General features: G+C 67.3%; 19 protein-coding genes. 8 read left to right on the plus strand and 11 right to left on the minus strand.

What is annotated here, in order from left to right; genetic code table 11:
• Positions 1–20: 20 nt before the first annotated feature.
• Positions 21–431, minus strand: a complete 411-nt coding sequence (locus AC4LGL_RS15750; RefSeq protein WP_055118855.1) for a hypothetical protein — start codon at positions 429–431, stop codon at positions 21–23.
• Positions 432–523: 92 nt separating this feature from the next.
• Here AC4LGL_RS15750 and AC4LGL_RS15755 point away from each other — a divergent pair, with 92 nt between their 5' ends.
• The 4 genes from AC4LGL_RS15755 to AC4LGL_RS15770 are packed head-to-tail and all read left to right on the plus strand — an operon-like array spanning position 524 to position 4,351.
• Positions 524–1,663, plus strand: a complete 1,140-nt coding sequence (locus AC4LGL_RS15755) for an ABC transporter substrate-binding protein (RefSeq protein WP_055118853.1) — start codon at positions 524–526, stop codon at positions 1,661–1,663.
• An 8-nt stretch (positions 1,664–1,671) separates the two neighbouring features.
• Positions 1,672–2,544 (plus strand): ABC transporter permease, encoded by an 873-nt coding sequence (locus tag AC4LGL_RS15760; protein WP_491839572.1) that lies wholly within the window; start codon positions 1,672–1,674, stop codon positions 2,542–2,544.
• Entirely contained in the window at positions 2,541–3,314 is a 774-nt protein-coding gene (locus AC4LGL_RS15765; protein WP_491839573.1) for an ABC transporter permease, read from the plus strand. The genes AC4LGL_RS15760 and AC4LGL_RS15765 overlap by 4 nt, the downstream gene beginning before the upstream one ends.
• The gene (locus AC4LGL_RS15770) at positions 3,311–4,351 is read left to right on the plus strand and encodes an ABC transporter ATP-binding protein (RefSeq protein ID WP_491839574.1); all 1,041 of its coding nucleotides are present in this window, start codon (positions 3,311–3,313) and stop codon (positions 4,349–4,351) included. The genes AC4LGL_RS15765 and AC4LGL_RS15770 overlap by 4 nt, the downstream gene beginning before the upstream one ends.
• 118 nt (positions 4,352–4,469) lie before the next feature.
• Here the strand turns inward: AC4LGL_RS15770 and AC4LGL_RS15775 are convergent, their stop codons facing one another.
• Genes AC4LGL_RS15775 through AC4LGL_RS15785 form a run of 3 tightly spaced genes read right to left on the minus strand, consistent with a single transcriptional unit; the run spans position 4,470 to position 6,307 of the window.
• Positions 4,470–5,039 carry an orotate phosphoribosyltransferase gene (locus AC4LGL_RS15775; protein ID WP_491839575.1) on the minus strand — a complete coding sequence of 190 codons (570 nt, stop codon included), beginning with the start codon at positions 5,037–5,039 and terminating at the stop codon, positions 4,470–4,472.
• 60 nt (positions 5,040–5,099) lie between these two features.
• The gene (locus tag AC4LGL_RS15780) at positions 5,100–5,894 is read right to left on the minus strand and encodes a HugZ family pyridoxamine 5'-phosphate oxidase (RefSeq protein ID WP_491839576.1); all 795 of its coding nucleotides are present in this window, start codon (positions 5,892–5,894) and stop codon (positions 5,100–5,102) included.
• Positions 5,895–5,917: 23 nt separating this feature from the next.
• On the minus strand, positions 5,918–6,307 hold the full coding sequence (locus AC4LGL_RS15785; RefSeq protein WP_064885219.1) for a hypothetical protein: 390 nt from the start codon (positions 6,305–6,307) through the stop codon (positions 5,918–5,920).
• Between the two features lie 296 nt (positions 6,308–6,603).
• On the opposite strand from AC4LGL_RS15785, the gene treS reads away from it, so the two are divergent.
• From treS to AC4LGL_RS15800, 3 genes are read left to right on the plus strand one after another with little or no spacing between them, the layout of a single operon-like run.
• On the plus strand, positions 6,604–8,349 hold the full coding sequence (gene treS, locus AC4LGL_RS15790) for a maltose alpha-D-glucosyltransferase (RefSeq protein ID WP_491839577.1): 1,746 nt from the start codon (positions 6,604–6,606) through the stop codon (positions 8,347–8,349).
• Complete coding sequence (locus AC4LGL_RS15795) at positions 8,346–9,668, plus strand: maltokinase N-terminal cap-like domain-containing protein (protein ID WP_491839578.1); 1,323 nt, start codon at positions 8,346–8,348, stop codon at positions 9,666–9,668. The genes treS and AC4LGL_RS15795 overlap by 4 nt, the downstream gene beginning before the upstream one ends.
• Before the next feature lie 13 nt (positions 9,669–9,681).
• A complete protein-coding gene (locus tag AC4LGL_RS15800; RefSeq protein WP_491839579.1) occupies positions 9,682–11,190 on the plus strand; it encodes an MFS transporter in 1,509 nt (502 codons plus the stop codon).
• Here AC4LGL_RS15800 and AC4LGL_RS15805 read toward each other — a convergent pair.
• The 6 genes from AC4LGL_RS15805 to glgX all read right to left on the minus strand — a co-directional run bounded on the left by AC4LGL_RS15805 (position 11,140) and on the right by glgX (position 17,962).
• Positions 11,140–12,240: an acyl-CoA dehydrogenase family protein gene (locus AC4LGL_RS15805; protein WP_491839580.1), complete on the minus strand. Its 1,101-nt coding sequence runs from the start codon at positions 12,238–12,240 to the stop codon at positions 11,140–11,142. The two genes, AC4LGL_RS15800 and AC4LGL_RS15805, sit on opposite strands and share 51 nt — an antisense overlap.
• 8 nt (positions 12,241–12,248) lie before the next feature.
• The gene (locus AC4LGL_RS15810) at positions 12,249–13,406 is read right to left on the minus strand and encodes an acyl-CoA dehydrogenase family protein (protein ID WP_491839581.1); all 1,158 of its coding nucleotides are present in this window, start codon (positions 13,404–13,406) and stop codon (positions 12,249–12,251) included.
• Positions 13,407–13,477: 71 nt separating this feature from the next.
• Positions 13,478–14,230 (minus strand): ABC transporter permease, encoded by a 753-nt coding sequence (locus AC4LGL_RS15815; RefSeq protein ID WP_491839705.1) that lies wholly within the window; start codon positions 14,228–14,230, stop codon positions 13,478–13,480.
• Between the two features lie 43 nt (positions 14,231–14,273).
• Complete coding sequence (locus AC4LGL_RS15820) at positions 14,274–15,101, minus strand: ATP-binding cassette domain-containing protein (RefSeq protein WP_491839582.1); 828 nt, start codon at positions 15,099–15,101, stop codon at positions 14,274–14,276.
• The gene (locus AC4LGL_RS15825) at positions 15,098–15,550 is read right to left on the minus strand and encodes a MarR family winged helix-turn-helix transcriptional regulator (protein WP_491839583.1); all 453 of its coding nucleotides are present in this window, start codon (positions 15,548–15,550) and stop codon (positions 15,098–15,100) included. The genes AC4LGL_RS15820 and AC4LGL_RS15825 overlap by 4 nt, the downstream gene beginning before the upstream one ends.
• Before the next feature lie 300 nt (positions 15,551–15,850).
• Positions 15,851–17,962: a glycogen debranching protein GlgX gene (glgX, locus tag AC4LGL_RS15830; RefSeq protein ID WP_491839706.1), complete on the minus strand. Its 2,112-nt coding sequence runs from the start codon at positions 17,960–17,962 to the stop codon at positions 15,851–15,853.
• Positions 17,963–18,037: 75 nt separating this feature from the next.
• Here glgX and AC4LGL_RS15835 point away from each other — a divergent pair, with 75 nt between their 5' ends.
• Positions 18,038–18,853 carry an enoyl-CoA hydratase/isomerase family protein gene (locus AC4LGL_RS15835; RefSeq protein ID WP_491839584.1) on the plus strand — a complete coding sequence of 272 codons (816 nt, stop codon included), beginning with the start codon at positions 18,038–18,040 and terminating at the stop codon, positions 18,851–18,853.
• On the opposite strand, the gene AC4LGL_RS15840 is transcribed toward AC4LGL_RS15835, so the two are convergent.
• Positions 18,846–19,406: an isochorismatase family protein gene (locus tag AC4LGL_RS15840; RefSeq protein WP_491839585.1), complete on the minus strand. Its 561-nt coding sequence runs from the start codon at positions 19,404–19,406 to the stop codon at positions 18,846–18,848. The two genes, AC4LGL_RS15835 and AC4LGL_RS15840, sit on opposite strands and share 8 nt — an antisense overlap.
• Positions 19,407–19,414 lie beyond the last annotated feature (8 nt).

Raw genomic sequence — 19,414 nt, forward strand, 5'->3', positions numbered from 1 at the left:
TGGCTGACACCGTCGACGTCTCAGGGCGGCGGGACATCGCCGGGCACCGCAGGGGCGTCCGGCAGTGGCGGCAGCTTCATGAGCTCGTCGTAGTTCGCGTCGCCCTCACCCGGTGGCGTGGGCAGGCTCGGCATGACGATCGTGGGCCGGTAGTCCTCTGGTGGATTCTCGACGGGCGCGACGCAGCCCACGCCGTATTTGGTGTCGGCAGGGACTCCGGCGTTGTCGACGCAGCAGGTCGTGGCGACGGAGTCGATGTTCTGGTCGGGACCGGGCGCCGCCGTCGCGGTACACGTCTCATATCCCTGCACGTCGAAGGCCGCCGAGGCCGGTGCGATCGCCGCCTGACCTGCGGCGCAGACGGCCACGAAGGCGGCAGCCGTGGCGAGCGGACGCCGCCGACTTGTGAGGCGGATGCGGATGGACGTCATGGGCGCCAACCCTAGCGCGATGCGTCTCACGTTCGGTGGGGCCGCGATAGGGTGCCGGTGCGCGCGCTTGGTGGCCAACGGAGGGTTTGGTAATGATCACGTCCCGGATCGTGACAGCATCTGCGGCTCTGGCCGCATCGGCACTCGTCGCGGTGGGTCTGGCGGCGTGCGCGCCGCCGCAGAAGGGCGCTGCCGGTGGTGACACCGATACCGGCGTCAAGGTCGCCGAGGCCAAGTCTGCGGCCGACTTCGGCGGGATGGACAAGCTCATCGCGGCGGCCAAGGCCGAAGGCGAGCTCAATGTCATTGCGCTGCCTCCGGATTGGGCCAACTACGGCGCCATCATCAAGGCCTTCGAGGAGAAGTACGGCATCGAGGTGAACTCCGCACTGCCTGACGGCTCCAGCCAGGAAGAGATCAACGCGGCCAACCAGCAGAAGGGCAAGAGCACCGCACCCGACGTGTTCGACCTGGGACAGTCGGTCGCGCTCGCGAACACCTCGATGTTCGCCCCGTACAAGGTGGCCACCTTCGACGACATCCAGGAGAACCTCAAGGACCCGGATGGCACCTGGGTCAACGATTACGGCGGCTTCATGTCCATCGGCTTCGATTCCACGAAGGTTCCACCGATCACCTCCGTCGAAGACCTGCTCAAGCCCGAGTACCACGGCAAGGTCGCGCTCAACGGCGACCCGACCCAGGCCGGCGCGGCGTTCGCCGGGGTCCTGATGGCCGCGGTGGCTCAGGGCGGGTCGGCCGACGACATCGCCCCCGGCGTCGCGTTCTTCGAAAAGCTCAACGAGGCAGGCAACTTCCTGCCGCTGGATCCGACCCCGGCCACCATCGAATCGGGGCAGACCCCGGTGGTGATCGACTGGAACTACCTCAACGGCACCGAGAGTCAGAAGGTCCCGGGCTGGCAGGTGATCGTTCCCCACGAGGCGCTGGTCGCCGGGTACTACTACCAGGCGATCAACAAGGATGCGCCGCATCCGGCCGCGGCCCGGCTGTGGCAGGAATTCCTGTTCAGCGACGAGGGGCAGAACCTGTACGCCAAGGGCGGGGTTCGCCCGGTGCGCGCCGACAAGATGATCCTGGCCGGGACCGCCGACCGCGCGGCGTTCGGTCAGTTGCCTCCCATCGACGGCCCGGTGACCGTCGCGAGCCAGGCCCAAACCGACGTAGCCAACAAGTATCTGGCCGACAACTGGGCCAAGGCGATCGGCTAGGTACGCCAGTGCCGGGTAGTACTTCTCGCCGGGATCTCCGCGCGGACATCCGTGACGCGCTGCCATTGCTGCCGTTCGTGGCGGTGGTGACGATCTTCCTGATCGTTCCCACCGCGACGGTGATCGTCATGGCGTTCTTTGCCGACGGATCCTTCTCACTGGATCGGATTGCCGCGCTGTTCTCCGGTACCGCCCTGGCGGCTCTGGCCAAGAGCATTGCGCTGTCGGCCAGCACGGCGTTGATCGGGGCGGTACTGGGTGCGGTGCTGGCCTGGCTGATCGTCAGCAGCCCACACGCCTCGATGGTTCGTCGTACGGTGCTGGCCCTGTGCAGTGTGCTGGCTCAGTTCGGCGGTGTGGCACTGGCTTTCGCTTTTCTGGCCACCATCGGGCTCAACGGCGTGCTGACGCTCTGGGTCAAGGAGAACCTCGGCTGGGATCTGGCCGGTTCGGGCTGGTTGTACGGGCTCGGCGGGCTGGTCCTGGTGTACAGCTACTTCCAGATCCCGTTGATGGTGATCGTGTTCCTGCCCGCCCTCGAGGGGTTGCGTGAGCAGTGGCGCGAGGCCGCCGTCAGCCTCGGCGCGTCACGGTGGCAGTACCTGCGGGAGGTCGCGGTGCCGCTGCTGACCCCGGCATTCTGGGGGGCGGCGTTGTTGTTGTTCGCCAACGCGTTTGCCGCCTACGCCACCGCGGCTGCACTGGTCAGTCAGGGCAGTCCGATCGTGCCGCTGTTGATCCGCGCCGCACTCACCAGTGAGGTCGTGCTGGGCCAGTCCGGCTTCGCCTATGCGCTGGCCTGCGAGATGATCGTGGTGGTGGCCGTGGTGATGATCGCCTACAACGCCCTGGTCCGCCGCACGGCGAGGTGGCTCAAATGAACCGCGCTGTCCGCGTGGCGCTCTGGGTGCTGTTCGGCCTGTTCTTCCTGTTTCCGCTGTATGCGATGGCCGACTTCTCGACCCGGAACCTGATCGCAGGCGGGCGCACCGGCGCGGCGTGGCGCAATCTGGTGGCCGACGAGGCTCTGTATCACGCCATCCTGATCTCATTGCTGCTCGCGGTGTTCACCGTCATCGCGATGCTGGTGTTGCTGGTGCCGACGATGATCTGGGTGCGCGTGCGGGTCCGCTGGGCCGCACCGCTGGTGGAGTTTCTGTGCCTGCTGCCGCTGACCATTCCGGCCCTGGTGATCGTGGTGGGCCTGCGCAACGTGTACCTGTGGGTCACTTATCTTCTCGGCGAGTCGGCGCTCACCCTGACGTTCGTCTACGTGGTGCTGGTGCTGCCGTTCGCCTACCGGGCCATCGATTCCGCGCTGTCCGCGATCGACCTGCAGACCTTGTCGGAGGCCGCGCGGTCGTTGGGGGCCGGCTGGATCTCGACCATCACCCGGGTGATCGTGCCCAACATCTGGTCGGGGATCCTGTCCGCTGCCTTCATTTCCATTGCGGTGGTGCTCGGTGAATACACCGTCGCCTCCCTGAGTGGCTTCGAGACGCTCCCCGTCCAGATCGTGGCGATCGGGAAGAGCGACGGCGCGACGTCGGTGGCGGCCTCGCTGGCCACGCTGCTGCTCGGATTCGCTCTGTTGTTGGTCTTGGCGGCGCTCACGCGGGGCCGCCGCCGGACGTTGGGAGTTCAGGCATGAGTCTCGGTGCCGGTGTGCGCGTTGAACTTCGTGACCTCACCCGCACTTACGGCAACGTCCACGCACTCGACGGGCTGAGCCTGTCCATCGAGCCGGGGGAGTTGGTCGCGCTGCTCGGGCCGTCGGGATGCGGTAAGACCACGGCGCTGCGCATCCTGGCGGGGCTGGAGGAGGCCAGTTCCGGCGCCGTGTTCGTCGGCGGCCGTGACATCAGCTCGGTGCCGGCCAACAAGCGGGATATGGGCATGGTGTTCCAGGCCTACAGCCTGTTCCCGCACCTGACCGTGTTGGACAACGTCGCATTCGGTTTGAAGATGCGCGGAAAGTCTAAGCAGGACAGGCTGTTTCGAGCTGCAGACATGCTCGATCTGGTAGGCCTGGCAGCGCACAAGAGTAAGTATGCGAGCGAGTTGTCCGGGGGTGAACAGCAGCGGGTCGCATTGGCCCGGGCCCTGGCGATCGAGCCGCGGGTGCTGCTGCTCGACGAGCCGCTGTCGGCACTCGATGCGAAGGTGCGCTCGCAACTGCGTGACGAGATCCGGCGGGTGCAGCTCGAAGTCGGCATCACGACGTTGTTCGTCACCCATGACCAGGAGGAGGCCCTGGGGGTTGCGGACCGGGTCGGGGTGATGAGTCACGGCAAACTCGAGCAGCTCGCCACTCCTGCCGTGGTCTACGCCCGCCCGTCGACGCCGTTCGTCGCCGAATTCGTCGGCTTGCACAACAAGGTGCGCGCACGGGTGGCGGGCGGACGGGCCAGACTGCTGGGCGCCGAGTTGCCGACGCTGCCCGGATCGATCAGGTCCGGGTCGGGTATCGCGATGGTGCGGCCGGAATCGATCCGGGTGCGCGCCGATCCGGACGGGCCCGCGGTGGTGGAATCCGTGTCGTTCCTGGGCCCGACGTCGCACGTGTACATCTCACTGCCCGACGGCTCGCTGATCCACGCGCAGCTGCCCAGCTCGCGGGCCCGTGCCTTCGGGCCCGGTGTCGTCGTCAACCTTGCTCTGGAGCGGGCGCCGGTGCTGGTGATCTAGCGCAGTCTCGCCGCCGCCCGCCGTTTTCCACCGGAGGGCGGCAACTTTCGTGGATGCACCGCCATGGCGTGGAAAACGGCGACGGAAAGTCGGGGCGCAATACCCTCCGACGTCGGCTCTAGACGTCCTTGACCGGTTCGATCCCCAGATCGCGGTAGGTGACCAGCGCCGCGAACGGGACGCCGCGCTTGGCGAACCGTCCGGTCGCGACGTCCCCTCGGTCGACCATCGGGATCACGCCGGTGACGACGGCGCCGACGGCGGTCACGCGTTCGTAGGCGATCTCGGTGGAGCCGCCGGTGCTGATCACATCGTCGACCAGCAGCACGCGGGTACCGGGCTCGAGCCGGGTGCCCTCGATCCACTGCTCGCGGCCGCGGGACTTCTGTTCCTTGCGTACCGAGAACCACGCCTTGCCGGTCACCATCGCGACCCCGTGGGCCAGTGGGTCGGCGCCCATGGTGAGGCCGCCGACGGCGTCGAACTCGATACCGGTCGCGGCAGCCAGATCGGCGACCGCGCGGCTGACGATGGCCATCCGCTCTCCGGTGTCGATGGCGAACTTGCCGTCGATGTAGTCGTGGCTCAGCTGTCCGCTGGCCAGCCGGAACGGTTCCTCGCGGTGTTCATAGCCGCGGGTGCGGATCAGGTCGAAGGCGGCTTGCCAGGTCTCCGGGCGCTCAGGCATACCCGCGATCGTATTGCACGGGCTGACGGGGTCGCGGGCCCAGCCGGCGCGGTGCGCCGATCAAGCCCGAGCGCGCCGGGCCAACTCGACGGTGGCCGCCCGCAACTCGCCATACGAGCTGATCGGTGCGGCGTAGCCGACGCGGGTGTAGGCCATCCCGCGCTCGGTGGTGACCCGCAGATCCAGGCCGTATCGGTCGGCGCCGGTACACACCGCCGTGGTCGTGTCGGGGTAGCCACCGAGGGTGCGGGCCATCTCGGCCAGCGAATCGGCATGGTCGGCGTTGAGGTGCTCGATCGCACCGGCGGCGTGCGGTGCGACGGGGTCGGGTCCGGCGGCGGCATAGGCCTCGCCGGTGGTCGAGTCCATCCGGCCGTATCCGCCCACCCAGCGCACGCGCTGCACGCGCAGCACCCAGAGCGAGAAGTCGCTGAAGTCGATGTAGTAGCGGGCCGCCGCGACCGCGTCCAGATGGGCCTGGCGGGCCGCGGCGAGCTCGTCGCCACTGGGCCGCTCGGCGACACCGGCCAGCGTGATGCGGCTGCCGGCCAACGGATCTGACCCGGTGTCGGGGGCGACGACGGAGATGCTGGCCCGGGGATCGCCGGCGAGGTTGCGGCCGTGCTCGGCCATGTTCGACACACAGAGCACCGGTGCGCCGGCCAGCAGCCCGTAGGTGACGAAGGACGCCCACGGGGCGCCGTCGGAGGTGAGGGAGGCCAGGGTGCCCGCGTTGGTCGATGCGGCGACGGTCCGGGCTTCCTCCGCTGCAGACGGACGTGCCCCCGCGATCACCTCCGTCAGTGGGGGAGGAACCGAGGGGGCATCACCGGGGTCGCCATGATCTCGCGTCACGCAGCGACCCTACCGCCGTGGGCTCAGCCGCCGAGCGCGGCGATGAGGTCCTTGATCTGAGCGGTCTCGGCTTCGGTCGCGGGCTCCTCGGCCTCGACGGCCTCGATGAGGTCCTTACGCAGTCCGACGCCGTTGGCGGCTTCCTCTGTGGACAGCTTCGCGTTGCCGCGTGCGACGTACAGACGCTGACCGAGCGTGGCGCCGGGGCCTTCGGACGCGGTCGTCATCAGCTCGTCGTAGCGGTGCCGCACACCGCTGAGCGCCACGATGACCGACGGGGTGACGCGGCTGCGGCCCGCCGCCTCCGACAGCGACGTCTGCAGCTTGCGCAGACCGCTGAGGACGACCGCGGCGCGGTCGGCGTACTCCGGGTCGCCGACCGGCGGTAGCGCGTCGATCGCGGCGATGTACATGTGCATCGCTGCATCAGAAAGTCCAACGATTACTGGTGCTTCACCGTCATTAGGTGCCGACTCACCCACAGGCCATCCCTCGTCGAAAGTTTGTGCTCGCCGGCCCATAGCCGACGAGGAGATCAAATGCGGGAAAAACGTAACCCGTTGCTGTCTCTTATTCAACCGTTAGTTTTCCCGCAAACACCCGCTCGGTGGCGAATCACGTTGCTGCAGGATCCATTCGGATCGCCACGGCAGGTGCGAGGTTTCGTCCAGGTGTCGAGGCCGGACGAAGTGGGTACGTTGGAAAGCTGATGGACAACGTTCAAGACGAACACCCACTGGTCGAACATCCGACCGCCGAGGACTTCGGCCATGCCAGAACGCTGCCCACCGACCGCGACTGGTTCAAGCGGGCGGTGTTCTACGAGGTGCTGGTCCGGGCCTTCTACGACTCGAACGCCGACGGCGTCGGTGATCTACGGGGTCTGACCCAGCAACTCGACTATCTCAAGTGGCTCGGTGTGGACTGTCTCTGGCTGCCGCCGTTCTACGATTCGCCGTTGCGTGACGGTGGCTACGACATCCGGGACTTCTACAAGGTGCTACCCGAGTTCGGCACCGTGGAGGACTTCGTCGCGCTGCTCGACGGCGCGCACCGCCGCGGTATCCGCGTCATCACCGACCTGGTGATGAACCACACCTCCGACTCCCACGCGTGGTTCCAGGAGTCACGGCAGAACCCCGACGGTCCCTACGGCGACTTCTATGTCTGGAGCGACACCAGCGACCGGTACGCCGACGCGCGCATCATCTTCGTCGACACCGAAGAGTCGAACTGGACCTTCGACCCGGTGCGCCGTCAGTTCTACTGGCATCGGTTCTTCTCGCACCAGCCCGATCTGAACTACGACAATCCTGCGGTGCAGGAGGCGATGATCGACGTCCTGCGGTTCTGGCTGGATCTCGGCATCGACGGTTTCCGGTTGGACGCGGTGCCCTACCTCTTCGAGCGCGAGGGCACCAACTGCGAGAACCTGCCCGAGACGCACGCCTTCCTCAAGCGGTGCCGCAAGGTGGTCGACGACGAGTTCCCGGGCCGCGTACTGCTGGCCGAGGCCAATCAGTGGCCTGCCGACGTGGTCGAGTACTTCGGCGACCCGAACACGGGCGGCGACGAGTGCCACATGGCCTTCCATTTTCCGTTGATGCCGCGGATCTTCATGGCCGTGCGGCGGGAGTCGCGGTTCCCGATCTCGGAGATCCTGGCGCAGACACCGGCGATTCCGGACATGGCGCACTGGGCGATCTTCCTGCGCAACCACGACGAGCTCACGCTGGAGATGGTCACCGACGACGAGCGCGACTACATGTATGCCGAGTACGCCAAGGATCCGCGGATGAAGGCCAACGTCGGTATCCGACGTCGGCTGGCCCCGTTGCTGGAGAACGACCGCAACCAGATCGAACTGTTCACCGCGTTGCTGCTGTCGCTGCCCGGGTCGCCGATGCTCTACTACGGCGACGAGATCGGCATGGGCGACATCATCTGGCTCGGTGACCGCGACAGCGTGCGCACGCCGATGCAGTGGACGCCGGACCGCAACACCGGGTTCTCGACGGCCAACCCCGGCCGGCTGTACCTGCCGCCGAACCAGGACGCGGTCTACGGCTACCAGTCGGTGAATGTCGAAGCGCAGCGGGACAGTTCGACGTCGCTGCTGAACTGGACCCGCAGCATGCTGGCCATCCGCGGCCGCCACGACGCGTTCGCCGTCGGGACGTTCCGTGAGCTGGGCGGCTCCAACCCGTCGGTACTGGCCTACGTTCGCCAGATCGAAGGTGACGGCGCCGCGGTGCTCTGTGTGAACAACCTGTCGCGCTTCCCACAGCCCATCGAACTGAATCTGCAAGAGTGGAGCGGATATACGCCCATCGAGATGTCCGGCTACGTCGAGTTCCCCAGTATCGGTCAGCTGCCGTACCTGCTGACCCTGCCCGGGCACGGGTTCTACTGGTTCGAGCTCCGCGAGCCCGAGCGAGAGGCTGCACAGCAATGAGTCTCGAATTCGCTGACTGGCTGAGTCAGCAGCGCTGGTACGCCGGCCGCGGCCGCGAGTTGGCCGCCGCCACACCGGGTCTGGTGCTCGGCTTGAACGAGGACCTCGACCTGACGTTGCTGCAGGTGTCCTACGCCGACGGGACGGCCGAGCGTTACCAGGTGCTGGTGTGCTGGGATGCCGACCTGATCGAGGAATACAGCTCCGTGGCCACCATCGGCAGCGACGACGGGCGGACGGCCTCTGACGGCCTCTACGACCAGGACGCCGCGCGGTATCTGCTGGAGATGGTCGACCGTTCGGCCACCGTGGGCGGGCTGACGTGCAGCAAGGAGCCAGGGGCCGCCCTGCCGCTGGATGCGCTGCCCCGGGTGTCGGCGGCAGAGCAGAGCAACACCAGCGTCGTGTTCGGGCAGGATGCCGTGCTCAAGGTGTTCCGCCGGATCACCCCGGGCATCAACCCCGACATCGAACTCAACCGCGTGCTGGCCCGGGCCGGTAACCCGCACGTGGCCAGATTGCTCGGATCGATCGATATCGATTGGGACGGTGAGCCTTTCGCGTTGGGGATGGTGACCGAATTTGCCGCCAACTCTGCCGAGGGCTGGGACATGGCCAACGCCAGCACCCGTGACCTGTTCGCCGAGGGCGATCTCTATGCCGACGAGGTGGGCGGTGACTTCGCCGCCGAGTCCCACCGGCTGGGGGAGGCGGTGGCCTCGGTACATGCCTGTCTGGCCGAGCAGCTCGGCACCGAGTCGGTGCCGTTCCCGACCGAGCTCATGACCGCCCGGCTGGCCACTGCCGCAGAGGCGGTACCCGAACTGCGCGAGCATGTCTCGCTGATCGAGGACCGCTACCGCAAGCTCGCCGACGAGCAGGTGAGGGTCCAGCGGGTACACGGCGATCTGCATCTCGGGCAGGTGCTGCGCACCCCGGAGAACTGGCTGCTGATCGACTTCGAGGGCGAGCCCGGCCAGCCGCTGCAGCTGCGGCGCAGCCGCGACTCGCCACTGCGTGACGTCGCGGGCATGTTGAGGTCCTTCGACTACGCGGCGTATGCCCGCCTGGTGGACCTGGCCACCGACGACGACCGGGCCCGGCAGTTGGCGGCCCGGGCCCGGGAGTGGGCCGACCGCAACAGCGCGGCATTCTGTGACGGCTACGCCGAGGCGGCCGGCGCCGATCCGCGCGAGCATGCCGCGCTGTTGGCCGCCTATGAGCTGGACAAGGCGGTGTACGAGGCCGCCTACGAGGCCCGGTTCCGGCCGAGCTGGCTACCAGTCCCACTGGGATCGGTGACCCGCCTGATCGGCTGATATCTTCATTAGCATGCCTAATCAGCCTGCGCGCCGATCGGCGTCCGACGGGCTGCTGATCGCCGTCCTCGCGGCCGCCGGTATCAGTGTCTCGCTGATGCAGACCCTGATCATCCCGTTGATCCCGCAGTTGCCCACCCTGCTCGGCACCACCGGGGCCAACGCCTCGTGGGCGATCACCGCGACCCTGCTGACCGGCGCCGTCGCGACACCGATGTTGGGCCGTCTCGGGGATATGTACGGCCCCAAGTGGATTCTCGTGTTGTGCGCTGTCCTGCTGTTCGTCGGATCGGTGATCGCCGCCATGACGACCTCGCTGATCCCGTTGATCATCGGGCGTGGGCTGCAGGGTTTCGGGGCCCCGGTGATCCCACTGGGCATCAGCGTGCTGCGCGCCGCCCTGCCTCCTGAGCGGGTGGCCTCGGCCATGGGTTTGATGAGCGCGTCCCTGGGTGTCGGTGGCGCGCTGGGCCTGCCGTTGTCGGCGGTGATCGCCGAACAGTTCAACTGGCACGCCCTGTTCTGGTGTGCGGCCGGGCTCGGCCTGGCCTCGGGCATCCTGTTCGTCGTGCTGGTGCCCGCCCTGGAACCCGTGTCCGCCGATCACCGCTTCGACCCCGTCGGCGCCGTCACGCTGGGCATCGGCCTGGTGCTGCTGTTGCTGCCGATCTCCAAGGGCGCGATGTGGGGTTGGACCAGTGCCACCACGTTGGGCATGTTCGCCGCCGCGGTGGCGACCTTCAGCGTGTTCACCTGGTGGCAGTACCGGGTGCCCTCGCCCATCGTGGACATGCGCACCACGTTGAAACGGCCTGTGCTGCTGACGAACCTGGCCTCGATCGCGGTGGGCTTCGGCATGTTCGCGCTGTCGCTGGTGGGACCCCAGCTGCTCGAGATGCCCCGGGAGACGGGTTTCGGTCTGGGACAGAGCATGATCGCGACCGGTCTCTGGATGGCGCCCGGTGGCCTGGCGATGATGGCTGCGGCGCCGGTCGCCGCACGGGTGGTGTCGGCGCACGGGCCGAAGATCGTCCTGGTGATCGGCAGCGCGATCATCGCCGCGGGCTACCTGGCCGGCACCCTGATGCTGGGCAGCCCCGTGGGTCTGATGGTGCTCGGCCTGATCGTCAGCTTCGGCGTCGGTTTCGCCTTCGCTGCGCTACCCGCCCTGATCAATGCCGCGGTGCCGGTGTCGGAGACCGCGTCCGCGAACAGCATCAACTCACTGGCCCGCTCGCTGGGAACCTCGACCTCCAGCGCGGTGATGACCGCGGTGTTGGCCCAGATGACCATCACGTTCGCCGGCCACGCGCTGCCGTCGCCGGCCGGGTTCCGCACTGCGCTGCTGATCGCGGCGGCCGCGGCTGCCGGTGCCGCGCTGATCGCCCTGGCGATACCGAAAGCGCCGGCCGGCCGGGAGGTCGTAGAAGAACCGGCCGAGGCGCTTTCAGAAGCCGCTGAGCGGTTGATGTCAGAGCGTGGCGATCTCGTAGCTGTCGAGCTGGCCGACCAGCGTCCGTAGCTGATCCGACGACGAGCCCAGGGTGTGCTCGATCGCGGTCAGTCGTGCGGCGTAGTGGCCGACGGGGTACTCCGCGGTGACGCCGATGCCGCCGTGGAGCTGGATCGACTCCTGCGAGATGTGCCGACCCGAGCGGCCGATCTGCAGCTTGGCGCGCGCCGCGATCACCGGGTTGAGCTCGCCGTCGGCGATCGACATCGCGGCGTAGGTGCCCATGCTGCGCGCCAGTTCCAGCGACATGTACATGTCGGCGGCGCGCTGGGTCAGCGTCTGGAACTTGCTCAGCGTGACCCCGAACTGCTTGCGCTGCTTGAGGTAATCGGTGGTCAGGCGCAGCGATTCCTCCATCACGCCGACGGCCTCGGCGCACAGCGCCGCCGAGATCCGCACCAGGGCGTTGGCGATCGCCTCACCGGCGTCGGCGGCCTCGCCGAGCGGTTCGGCAGGCGTGGCATCGAAGGTGATCTGGGCGCCGCGCTGGCCGTCGAAGGTGCGGTAGCCGGTGCGGGTCACGTTCGCGGCGTCGACCAGGAACAGTCCGGTCCCGCCCTCGGGCAGTGCCGCGGTCACGACCAGGGTGTCGGCGACGTCGCCGGCCAACACCGGATTCTTGGTGCCGCTCAACACCCATCCGTCGCCGCTGCGCGTCGCGGACGTCGTCACCCCGGCCGATCCCCGCACACCAGGCTCGGCGTGCGCGAAGGCCAGGATCCGCTCACCCGCGGCGACCTCGTCGAGCAGGGCGCGCTGGGCGTCGGTGCCCACCTCGGCGATGATCGCGCCGGGGCCGATCGCCCCGTGCAGGACGGGTTCGGGAGCCAGCCGGCGCCCGATCTCGTTGAGCACCACCATGATCTCGATCTGGCCGCCGGAGTCCTCATCGAAACCCAGTCCCAGAACGCCGATCTCGGCGAGCTGGCCCCAGACCTGGCGGTCGAATCCCGGCTCGGACTCCACCACCTTGTTGCGCTTTTCGGTGTCGTAGCCCGACAGCAGGTCACGGGTGGTGTCCGCCAGCAGGGTCTGTTCGTCAGTCAGCTGAAAGTCCATGGCTCAACTCACAATCCGAGAATGGTGGACGAGATGATGGTGCGTTGCACCTCGTTGCTACCGCCGTAGATCGAGGTCTTGCGGTAGTTGAGGTAGTGCGGGGCGGCGTGCTGTGCCCACTCCGGTGAGGCGATGTCGCCGGCCTCGTACGGCAGGGCGTCGGCGCCGGCCACCTCGACGAGGAGCTCGGTGGCGGTCTGCTGAAGCTGGCTGCCGCGCAGTTTGAGCACCGAGGATGCCGGGCTGGGCTTGCCGTCGGCCGAATCCGAGGTCACCCGCATCTGGGTGAGTTCCAGTGCCAGCACGTCGTTCTCGGCCTCGGCCAGGCGCGCGGCGAACAGCGGATCGGCCAGCAGGCCGTTGACCGCGGCACGTTCCTTGACCTCGGCGAGGCGCACCTTGGTGCGGGCCACCTGGGCGATCCCGGTCCGCTCGTTGCCGAGCAGGAACTTCGCGTAGGTCCAGCCCTGGTTCTCTTCGCCGACGAGCTGGTTGGCGGGCACCCGGACGTCTTCGAAGAAGACCTCGTTGACCTCGTAGCTGCCGTCGACCAGCTTGATCGGGCGCAGCGTGACACCGGGGGTGTCCATTTCGAACAGCAGGAACGAGATGCCTGCCTGCTTCTTGGGTGCCTGCGGGTCGGTGCGGACCAGGCAGAAGATCCAGTCCGCGTGCTGACCGAGCGTCGTCCACGTCTTCTGGCCGTTGACCACGTAGCTGTCGCCGTCACGCACCGCGGTGGTGCGCAGCGAGGCCAGGTCGGAGCCGGCCTCTGGCTCGGAGAAGCCCTGGCACCACCAGATGTCCAGCGCCGCGGTCGGCGGCAGGAAGCGCTCCTTGACCTCCTGCGAGCCGAACTCGGCGATCACCGGGCCGACCATCCTCGCGTTGAAGGTCAGCGGCTCGGGGACGCTGGCCAGCTGCATCTCGTCGAGCCAGATCTGATGCTGGTTGGGCGTCCAGTCCTTGCCGCCCCACTCGACGGGCCAGTTGGGCACCGCAAGGCCGTGCTCATGGAGGATTTTGTGCGCCGTGATGATGCCCTCTTTGCCGATCGGCAGCCCCAGCCGGTTTCGTTCTCGAAGCTCGGCGGGAATCTTCGTCGTGTAGAAGGTGCGCAGCTCATCGCGGAAAGCTGCTTCCTCCGGTGTGAGCGCCAGTTGCATGACCGTCTCCCTGTCGGTGGATCTGAGTGCACACTAAACCACCCGGTTGGTTGGGGGCACCTGGGTCCGGGTTAGCGCACCAGTCGGCGCAGCAACGACGAGGCGACGACAACTCCGAGCACCGCGGCCACGATCAGGACGCTGATGTCGAGTGCCCAATTGGTCGGGGTGCCGATCAGCAGCCCGCGTAGCGCGTTCACCTCATAGCTGAGCGGGTTGACCGTGGAGAGCCATCGCAGCCAGGTCGGCATGATGTCGACGGGATAGAGCGCATTGGACGCGAAGAACAACGGCATGGTGATGGCCTGGCCGATCCCCATCAACCGGTCACGCTTGCGCACCAAACCGGCCAGCGTCATCGACAGGCACGCGAAGAACGCCGCGCCGAGCGCCACCACGGCCATCGCGGCCAGGATGCGCAGCGGATTGACCGTCATCGCGATGCCCATCAGATAGGCCAGCAACACCACTCCGAGCACCTGGACCACCGAACGCACCCCGGCTGCGAACGCCTTGCCCGTCACCAGGGCAGAGGCCGGCGCCGGAGTAACCATGAGTTTGGCCAGAATGCCGGCGTCGCGGTCCCAGATGATCTGGATGCCGTAGAAGATCGAGATGAACAGGGCCGACTGGGCGATGATGCCCGGCGCCAGGAATGTCAGGTAGGGAACGCCACCGGTGTCTACGAGATGCAGCCGGCTGAAGGTCTGGCCGAAGATCAGCAGCCACAGCGCGGGCTGGACCATGCGGGTGAAGAGTTCGGTGCGGTCGTGGCGCAGTTTCTGCAGTTCGACGAGGGCGAAGGCCGACATCCGCAGCGCCATCGCGCGGACCCGACGCATTCCGCGCGGCGCCAGGACCAGGGACTCAGCTGACACGGCGGGCCGTCCTTCGGGTCGCACGCACCTCGCGCATGGCGCCGTTCTGTTGCCCGTCGTCGGTCAGGTCCGAGCCGGCGTAGTGGCGGAAGACGTCCTCGAGCGTGGCATCGGGCGCATCGGTGGCCTTGACCACCCGCTCCTTCAGCTCGCCGGGCGTTCCGACCGCCTGCAACCGGCCGTGATGCATCAGTGCCACCCGGTCACACAGCGCGTCGGCCTCGCCCATGTAGTGCGTGGTGAGCAGCACCGTCATCCCGAACTCGGCCTGCATCCGGCCGACCTGCGTCCAGACGCTGTCGCGGGCGATGGGATCGAGCCCGACCGTGGGCTCGTCGAGGATCAGCAGCAGCGGGCGGTTGACGAGTGCCTGGGCCAGCTCGAGGCGGCGCACCATGCCTCCTGAGTAGGTGCCCGCCACGGCATCGGCAACGTCGAGCAGCTGCATCGACTCGAGCGCCTGGTCCACTCGCACCCTGCGTTCGGCCCGCGGCACGTCGTACAGACGCGCGAACAACTCGACGTTCTGTCGGCCAGTCAGCGCCGCCTCGATCGAGAGTTGTTGCGGCACATAGCCGATATTGTGTCGGATGTCCATGGTGCGCCGCTCGGCGTCGAGGCCGAAGATCCGCACCTCGCCCTCCTGCACCGGAGTCAATGTGGTCAGCACCCGCACTGCTGTGGTCTTGCCCGCCCCGTTCGGGCCGAGCAGGCCCAGGGTCTCGCCGCGATGTACCTGCAAGGTGAGGTCGTCGACGGCGGTGAAGGTGCCGTAACGATGGGTTAGGTGCCGGCAGTCGATGGCCGGGTCGGTCATGTGTCCCCCTCGCGCAGGAGCCGGGTCAGTTCGGTCATCACGTCCAATCCGTTTGCCAGGTCATTGATCTGGTCGTCATCGAGTTGTGCCAGCACGGCCGACAACGCGGCGCGGCGGGCCGCCCTGGACTCGTCGGCGATCGCCTGCGCGGGCGGGGTGAGTCGCAGACGGACCACCCGTCGGTCCGAGTCGTCGGTGGTTCTCGCCAGCAGTCCGTCTCCGACCAGGCGCGACACCAGCGTGGACGCGGAATTGGGCACCAGGCTGAGTTCGGCGGCCGCTTCGCGCACCGAGATGTCGGGCCGTCGGCCGACCAGGCGCAACAGTTCGCCCTGGGACTGGGTCAACCCGGTGGCATCGAATCCGCCGCCGGTGGCCCGGCGTAACTGTCTGCGGAACCGGCCGACGACGGTGAACAACTCGCCGACGAGATCTCGATGTGCTTCCACGCCGACACAATACCTCTGTAACAGAGGTATTGCATGATGCGTGACTGCGAGATGAACGCTGAATGAACCAACTTGCCAGGCTCGGAAGGGGGCGCGGCAAACCCGCTGAGACGCCGCAGCCGTGGCCGCAGGGTAGTTGCCGCCGCTCTTCGGCTCGTACCCCCCAGCCCGCCCGGCCGGTGACATCAAGCAAGCGCTCAACGTCTACTTAGGCGGCCACGGCTGCTACATGTTCAAGGTACCAGATTTCCTGGTTAGGGCACGGACATTGGACCAATTAGCAACGCTTTGAATTGACGCTCAATCTGATTCGGCCTGCAGCACCAGGACGGCGCGCGCATCCACACTGACCGTGTTGGCGGCCGGGGTGGCGTCGCGTGTGGAGTTTGCCGAAGTGCTGATCGCGGGAATCCAGCGGGCGCCGAATTGCGCCGGTGGTAACGCGAACTCGATGGGCTCGTAGTGCGCGTTGAAGCACAACAGGAACGAGTCGTCGACCACCCGTTGGCCCCGGACATCCGGGTCGGCGATGCCCTGACCGTTCAGGTACATGGCAACCGACTTGGCGTACCCCGTCTCCCAGTCCTCGGCGGACATGTCGGAGCCGTCGGGGGCGAACCACGCGATGTCGGGCAGTGCGGCCGCGCCCGCCTCCCGTACCGGTCGACCGTCGAAGAACCTGCGGCGCCGGAACACCGGATGCGCCGCGCGCAGCGCCGACACCGACCGGGTGAACTCGATCAGGTCGAGATCGGCTGTGGCCCAGTCGATCCAGGAGATCTCGTCGTCCTGGCAGTAGACGTTGTTGTTCCCGCGCTGGCTGCGGCCCAACTCGTCGCCGTGGGAGAGCATCGGAACACCCTGGGACAGCAGCAGAGTGGCCAGGAAGTTGCGCTGCTGACGGGCGCGCAGGGTGTTGACCGCAGGATCGCCGGACGGGCCTTCGGCCCCACAGTTCCACGACTTGTTGTTGCTCTCGCCGTCGCGGTTGTCCTCGCCGTTGGCCTGATTGTGTTTTTCGTTGTAGGACACCAGATCACGCAGTGTGAAGCCGTCGTGGGCGGTGACGAAGTTGATCGAGGCGAACGGGCGACGGCCGGTCTGCTCGTAGAGATCGGCCGAACCGGTCAGCCGGTAGGCGAACTCGTCGAGGGTGGCGGGCTCGCCCCGCCAATAGTCGCGCACGGTGTCGCGGAACTTGCCGTTCCACTCGGTCCACTGCGGCGGGAAGTTGCCCACCTGGTACCCGCCGGGGCCGACGTCCCACGGCTCGGCGATCAGTTTGACCTGGCTGACGATCGGATCCTGTTGCACCAGTTCGAAGAACGCGCTCAGCCGGTCCACGTCATAGAACTCGCGGGCCAGCGTGGCGGCCAGGTCGAAGCGGAAACCGTCGACATGCATCTCCGTCACCCAGTACCGCAACGAGTCCATGATGAGCTGCAACGAGTGGGGATGACCGACGTTGAGACTGTTGCCGGTACCGGTGTAGTCCATGTAGTACTGCTTGTCGTCGTCCACGAGTCGGTAGTAGGCGGCATTGTCGATACCACGCATCGACAGCGTCGGCCCCAGGTGGTTGCCCTCGGCCGTGTGGTTGTAGACGACGTCGAGGATCACCTCGATGCCGTTGGCGTGCAGTTCACGCACCATGGCCTTGAACTCCTGCACGTGACCGCCCGGCGTGCCGGCCGAACTGTAGCGCGGGTCCGGCGCCAGGAACCCGATCGTGTTGTAGCCCCAGTAATTCGACAGACCTTTGTCGACCAGGGTGGAGTCATCCACGAAGTGGTGTACCGGCATCAGCTCGACGGCGTTGACCCCCAAGGCTTTCAGATGCTCGACGATCACGGGGTGGGCAACGCCGGCGTAGGTTCCGCGCAGCTGCTCGGGGATATCCGGGTGGGTCTGGGTGAGGCCCTTGACGTGGGCCTCGTAGATGACGGTGTCGGCGTACTCGTGGCTGGGCGGGTGGTCGACACCCCAGTCGAAATACGGATTGATCACCACGGCTTTCGGCATGTGGGCCGCCGAATCGTCGTCGTTGCGAGTATCCGGCTCACCGAAGTCGTAGGAGAACAGCGCCTGGCCCCAGTCGAAGGCACCTTCGATGGCCTTGGCATACGGGTCGAGCACGAGCTTGTTCGGGTTGCAGCGGTGCCCGGCCGCCGGATCGTACGGGCCGTGGACCCGGTAGCCGTAGCGCTGGCCGGGCTCGATCCCGGGAATGAAACCGTGCCAGACGAATCCGTCGACCTCGGGTAGCGTCACCCGCGTCTCGTGCAGTTCCCCGGATTCGTCGGGATCGAACAGGCATAGTTCCACCCGGTCGGCGACCTCGCTGAACAACGCGAAATTGGTACCCGAGCCGTCATAGGTCGCACCGAGCGGGTAGGGCTTGCCGCGCCACATTTCCAAGGTCACAAAATCGACGATACGGCGCTCGGAGACCTGCGGCCGGGTGAATGTTCGGCGGTACAGTCAGCTGTGACCACTCGCTCTGACCTGTCGGCGTACCGGACGGTGCGGGTCACCCTCGACCATTCGGTCGCGATCATCACGCTGGACCGCCCAGCGCAGCGCAACGCGTTCGGCGGCGGCATGCGCGAGGAGTTGGCCGATGCCTACCTGCGGTGCGACGCCGACGACGCGGTCCGGGTGATCGTGCTGACCGGGGCCCCACCCGCGTTCTGTGCCGGCGCGGATCTCGGCGCGGGGGAGCAGACCTTCACCGAGCCGGGGCAGGAGTTCAGCGCCGCCGGCCTGGCCGTACCGGCCTGGACCCTCGGCAAGCCGGTGATCGCGGCTGTCAACGGACACGCCATCGGCATCGGCCTGACACTCGCATTGCAGTGCGACATCAGGTTTTTCGCCGCCGATGCCCGGTACGGCGTGGTGCAGGCCCGGCGCGGCATGGTCGGCGACGCCTACTCGCACTGGGTGCTACCCAGGCTGGTGGGCCTCGCCAATGCGGCGGAGATCCTGCTGACCGGAGCCACATTCGACGGACATCGCGCGGTCGAACTCGGCCTGGGCAGCCGGGTGCTGCCGGCGGAGCAGGTGCTGCCCGCCGCACTGGAACTCGCACACGACATCGCGGTCAACACCGCGCCGATGTCCGTCGCGGCCAGCAAGCGGCTGCTGTGGGATTCGTACGACCTCGACCGGGCCGGCGTCGGTGCCCGGGAGACCGAGATCCATCTGCGTTTGATGGCGCACGACGATGCGCGCGAAGGGGTTCGTGCCTACGTCGAGCGTCGGGATCCGCGCTGGTCGGGCCGGCCGGTCGACCCGACTAGATGACTTCCACTCCGGCGCTGCGAAGTTCATCGATTGCCGCAGTGCTGCTCTCGGGCGCGACACCCGCGGTCAGATCGGTCAACACCCTGGTCTGCAGGCCGGTTCGAGCCGCGTCGGCTGCGGTGGCCGCGACGCAGTAGTCGGTGGCGATGCCCACCACGTCCACCGCCTCGACGCCCCGCCCGGCCAACCAGTCCGCCAGCGGCGTCCCCGAAGAGTCGACGCCCTCGAAGCCGCTGTAGGCGGCCGAGTGATGCCCCTTCTCGAACACGGCCTCGACCGCGGCCGGATCGAAATCGGGGTGGAACGCCGCACCTGGGGTGCCGGCCACGCAGTGGCGCGGCCACGAAGTCCGATAGTCGGGGGTGTCGGAGAAATGGTCGCCCGGGTCGATGTGGAAATCCTTGGTGGCCACCACATGGTCGTATCCGTGGTCGCCGGCGAGCAGTGCGGTGATGTCCCGCGCCACCGCCGACCCACCGGTGACCGCCAGCGAGCCGCCTTCACAGAAATCGTTCTGCACGTCGACGACGATGAGTGCGCGGGACGTGTGCATGATCCCGA

This window comes from Mycolicibacterium arcueilense (assembly GCF_058536225.1).

Excerpts from the sequence above, each read along its gene's own strand:
- AC4LGL_RS15755 (WP_055118853.1), top strand. The coding sequence starts at position 524 with ATGATCACGTCCCGGATCGTGACAGCATCTGCGGCTCTGGCCGCATCG.
- AC4LGL_RS15800 (WP_491839579.1), top strand. The coding sequence starts at position 9,682 with ATGCCTAATCAGCCTGCGCGCCGATCGGCGTCCGACGGGCTGCTGATC.
- glgX (WP_491839706.1), bottom strand. The coding sequence starts at position 17,962 with ATGTGGCGCGGCAAGCCCTACCCGCTCGGTGCGACCTATGACGGCTCG.
- AC4LGL_RS15750 (WP_055118855.1), bottom strand. The coding sequence starts at position 431 with ATGACGTCCATCCGCATCCGCCTCACAAGTCGGCGGCGTCCGCTCGCC.
- AC4LGL_RS15840 (WP_491839585.1), bottom strand. The coding sequence starts at position 19,406 with ATGCACACGTCCCGCGCACTCATCGTCGTCGACGTGCAGAACGATTTC.
- AC4LGL_RS15795 (WP_491839578.1), top strand. The coding sequence starts at position 8,346 with ATGAGTCTCGAATTCGCTGACTGGCTGAGTCAGCAGCGCTGGTACGCC.
- treS (WP_491839577.1), top strand. The coding sequence starts at position 6,604 with ATGGACAACGTTCAAGACGAACACCCACTGGTCGAACATCCGACCGCC.
- AC4LGL_RS15815 (WP_491839705.1), bottom strand. The coding sequence starts at position 14,230 with ATGGCGCTGCGGATGTCGGCCTTCGCCCTCGTCGAACTGCAGAAACTG.
- AC4LGL_RS15770 (WP_491839574.1), top strand. The coding sequence starts at position 3,311 with ATGAGTCTCGGTGCCGGTGTGCGCGTTGAACTTCGTGACCTCACCCGC.
- AC4LGL_RS15785 (WP_064885219.1), bottom strand. The coding sequence starts at position 6,307 with ATGTACATCGCCGCGATCGACGCGCTACCGCCGGTCGGCGACCCGGAG.
- AC4LGL_RS15775 (WP_491839575.1), bottom strand. The coding sequence starts at position 5,039 with ATGCCTGAGCGCCCGGAGACCTGGCAAGCCGCCTTCGACCTGATCCGC.
- AC4LGL_RS15765 (WP_491839573.1), top strand. The coding sequence starts at position 2,541 with ATGAACCGCGCTGTCCGCGTGGCGCTCTGGGTGCTGTTCGGCCTGTTC.
- AC4LGL_RS15810 (WP_491839581.1), bottom strand. The coding sequence starts at position 13,406 with ATGCAACTGGCGCTCACACCGGAGGAAGCAGCTTTCCGCGATGAGCTG.
- AC4LGL_RS15820 (WP_491839582.1), bottom strand. The coding sequence starts at position 15,101 with ATGACCGACCCGGCCATCGACTGCCGGCACCTAACCCATCGTTACGGC.
- AC4LGL_RS15805 (WP_491839580.1), bottom strand. The coding sequence starts at position 12,240 with ATGGACTTTCAGCTGACTGACGAACAGACCCTGCTGGCGGACACCACC.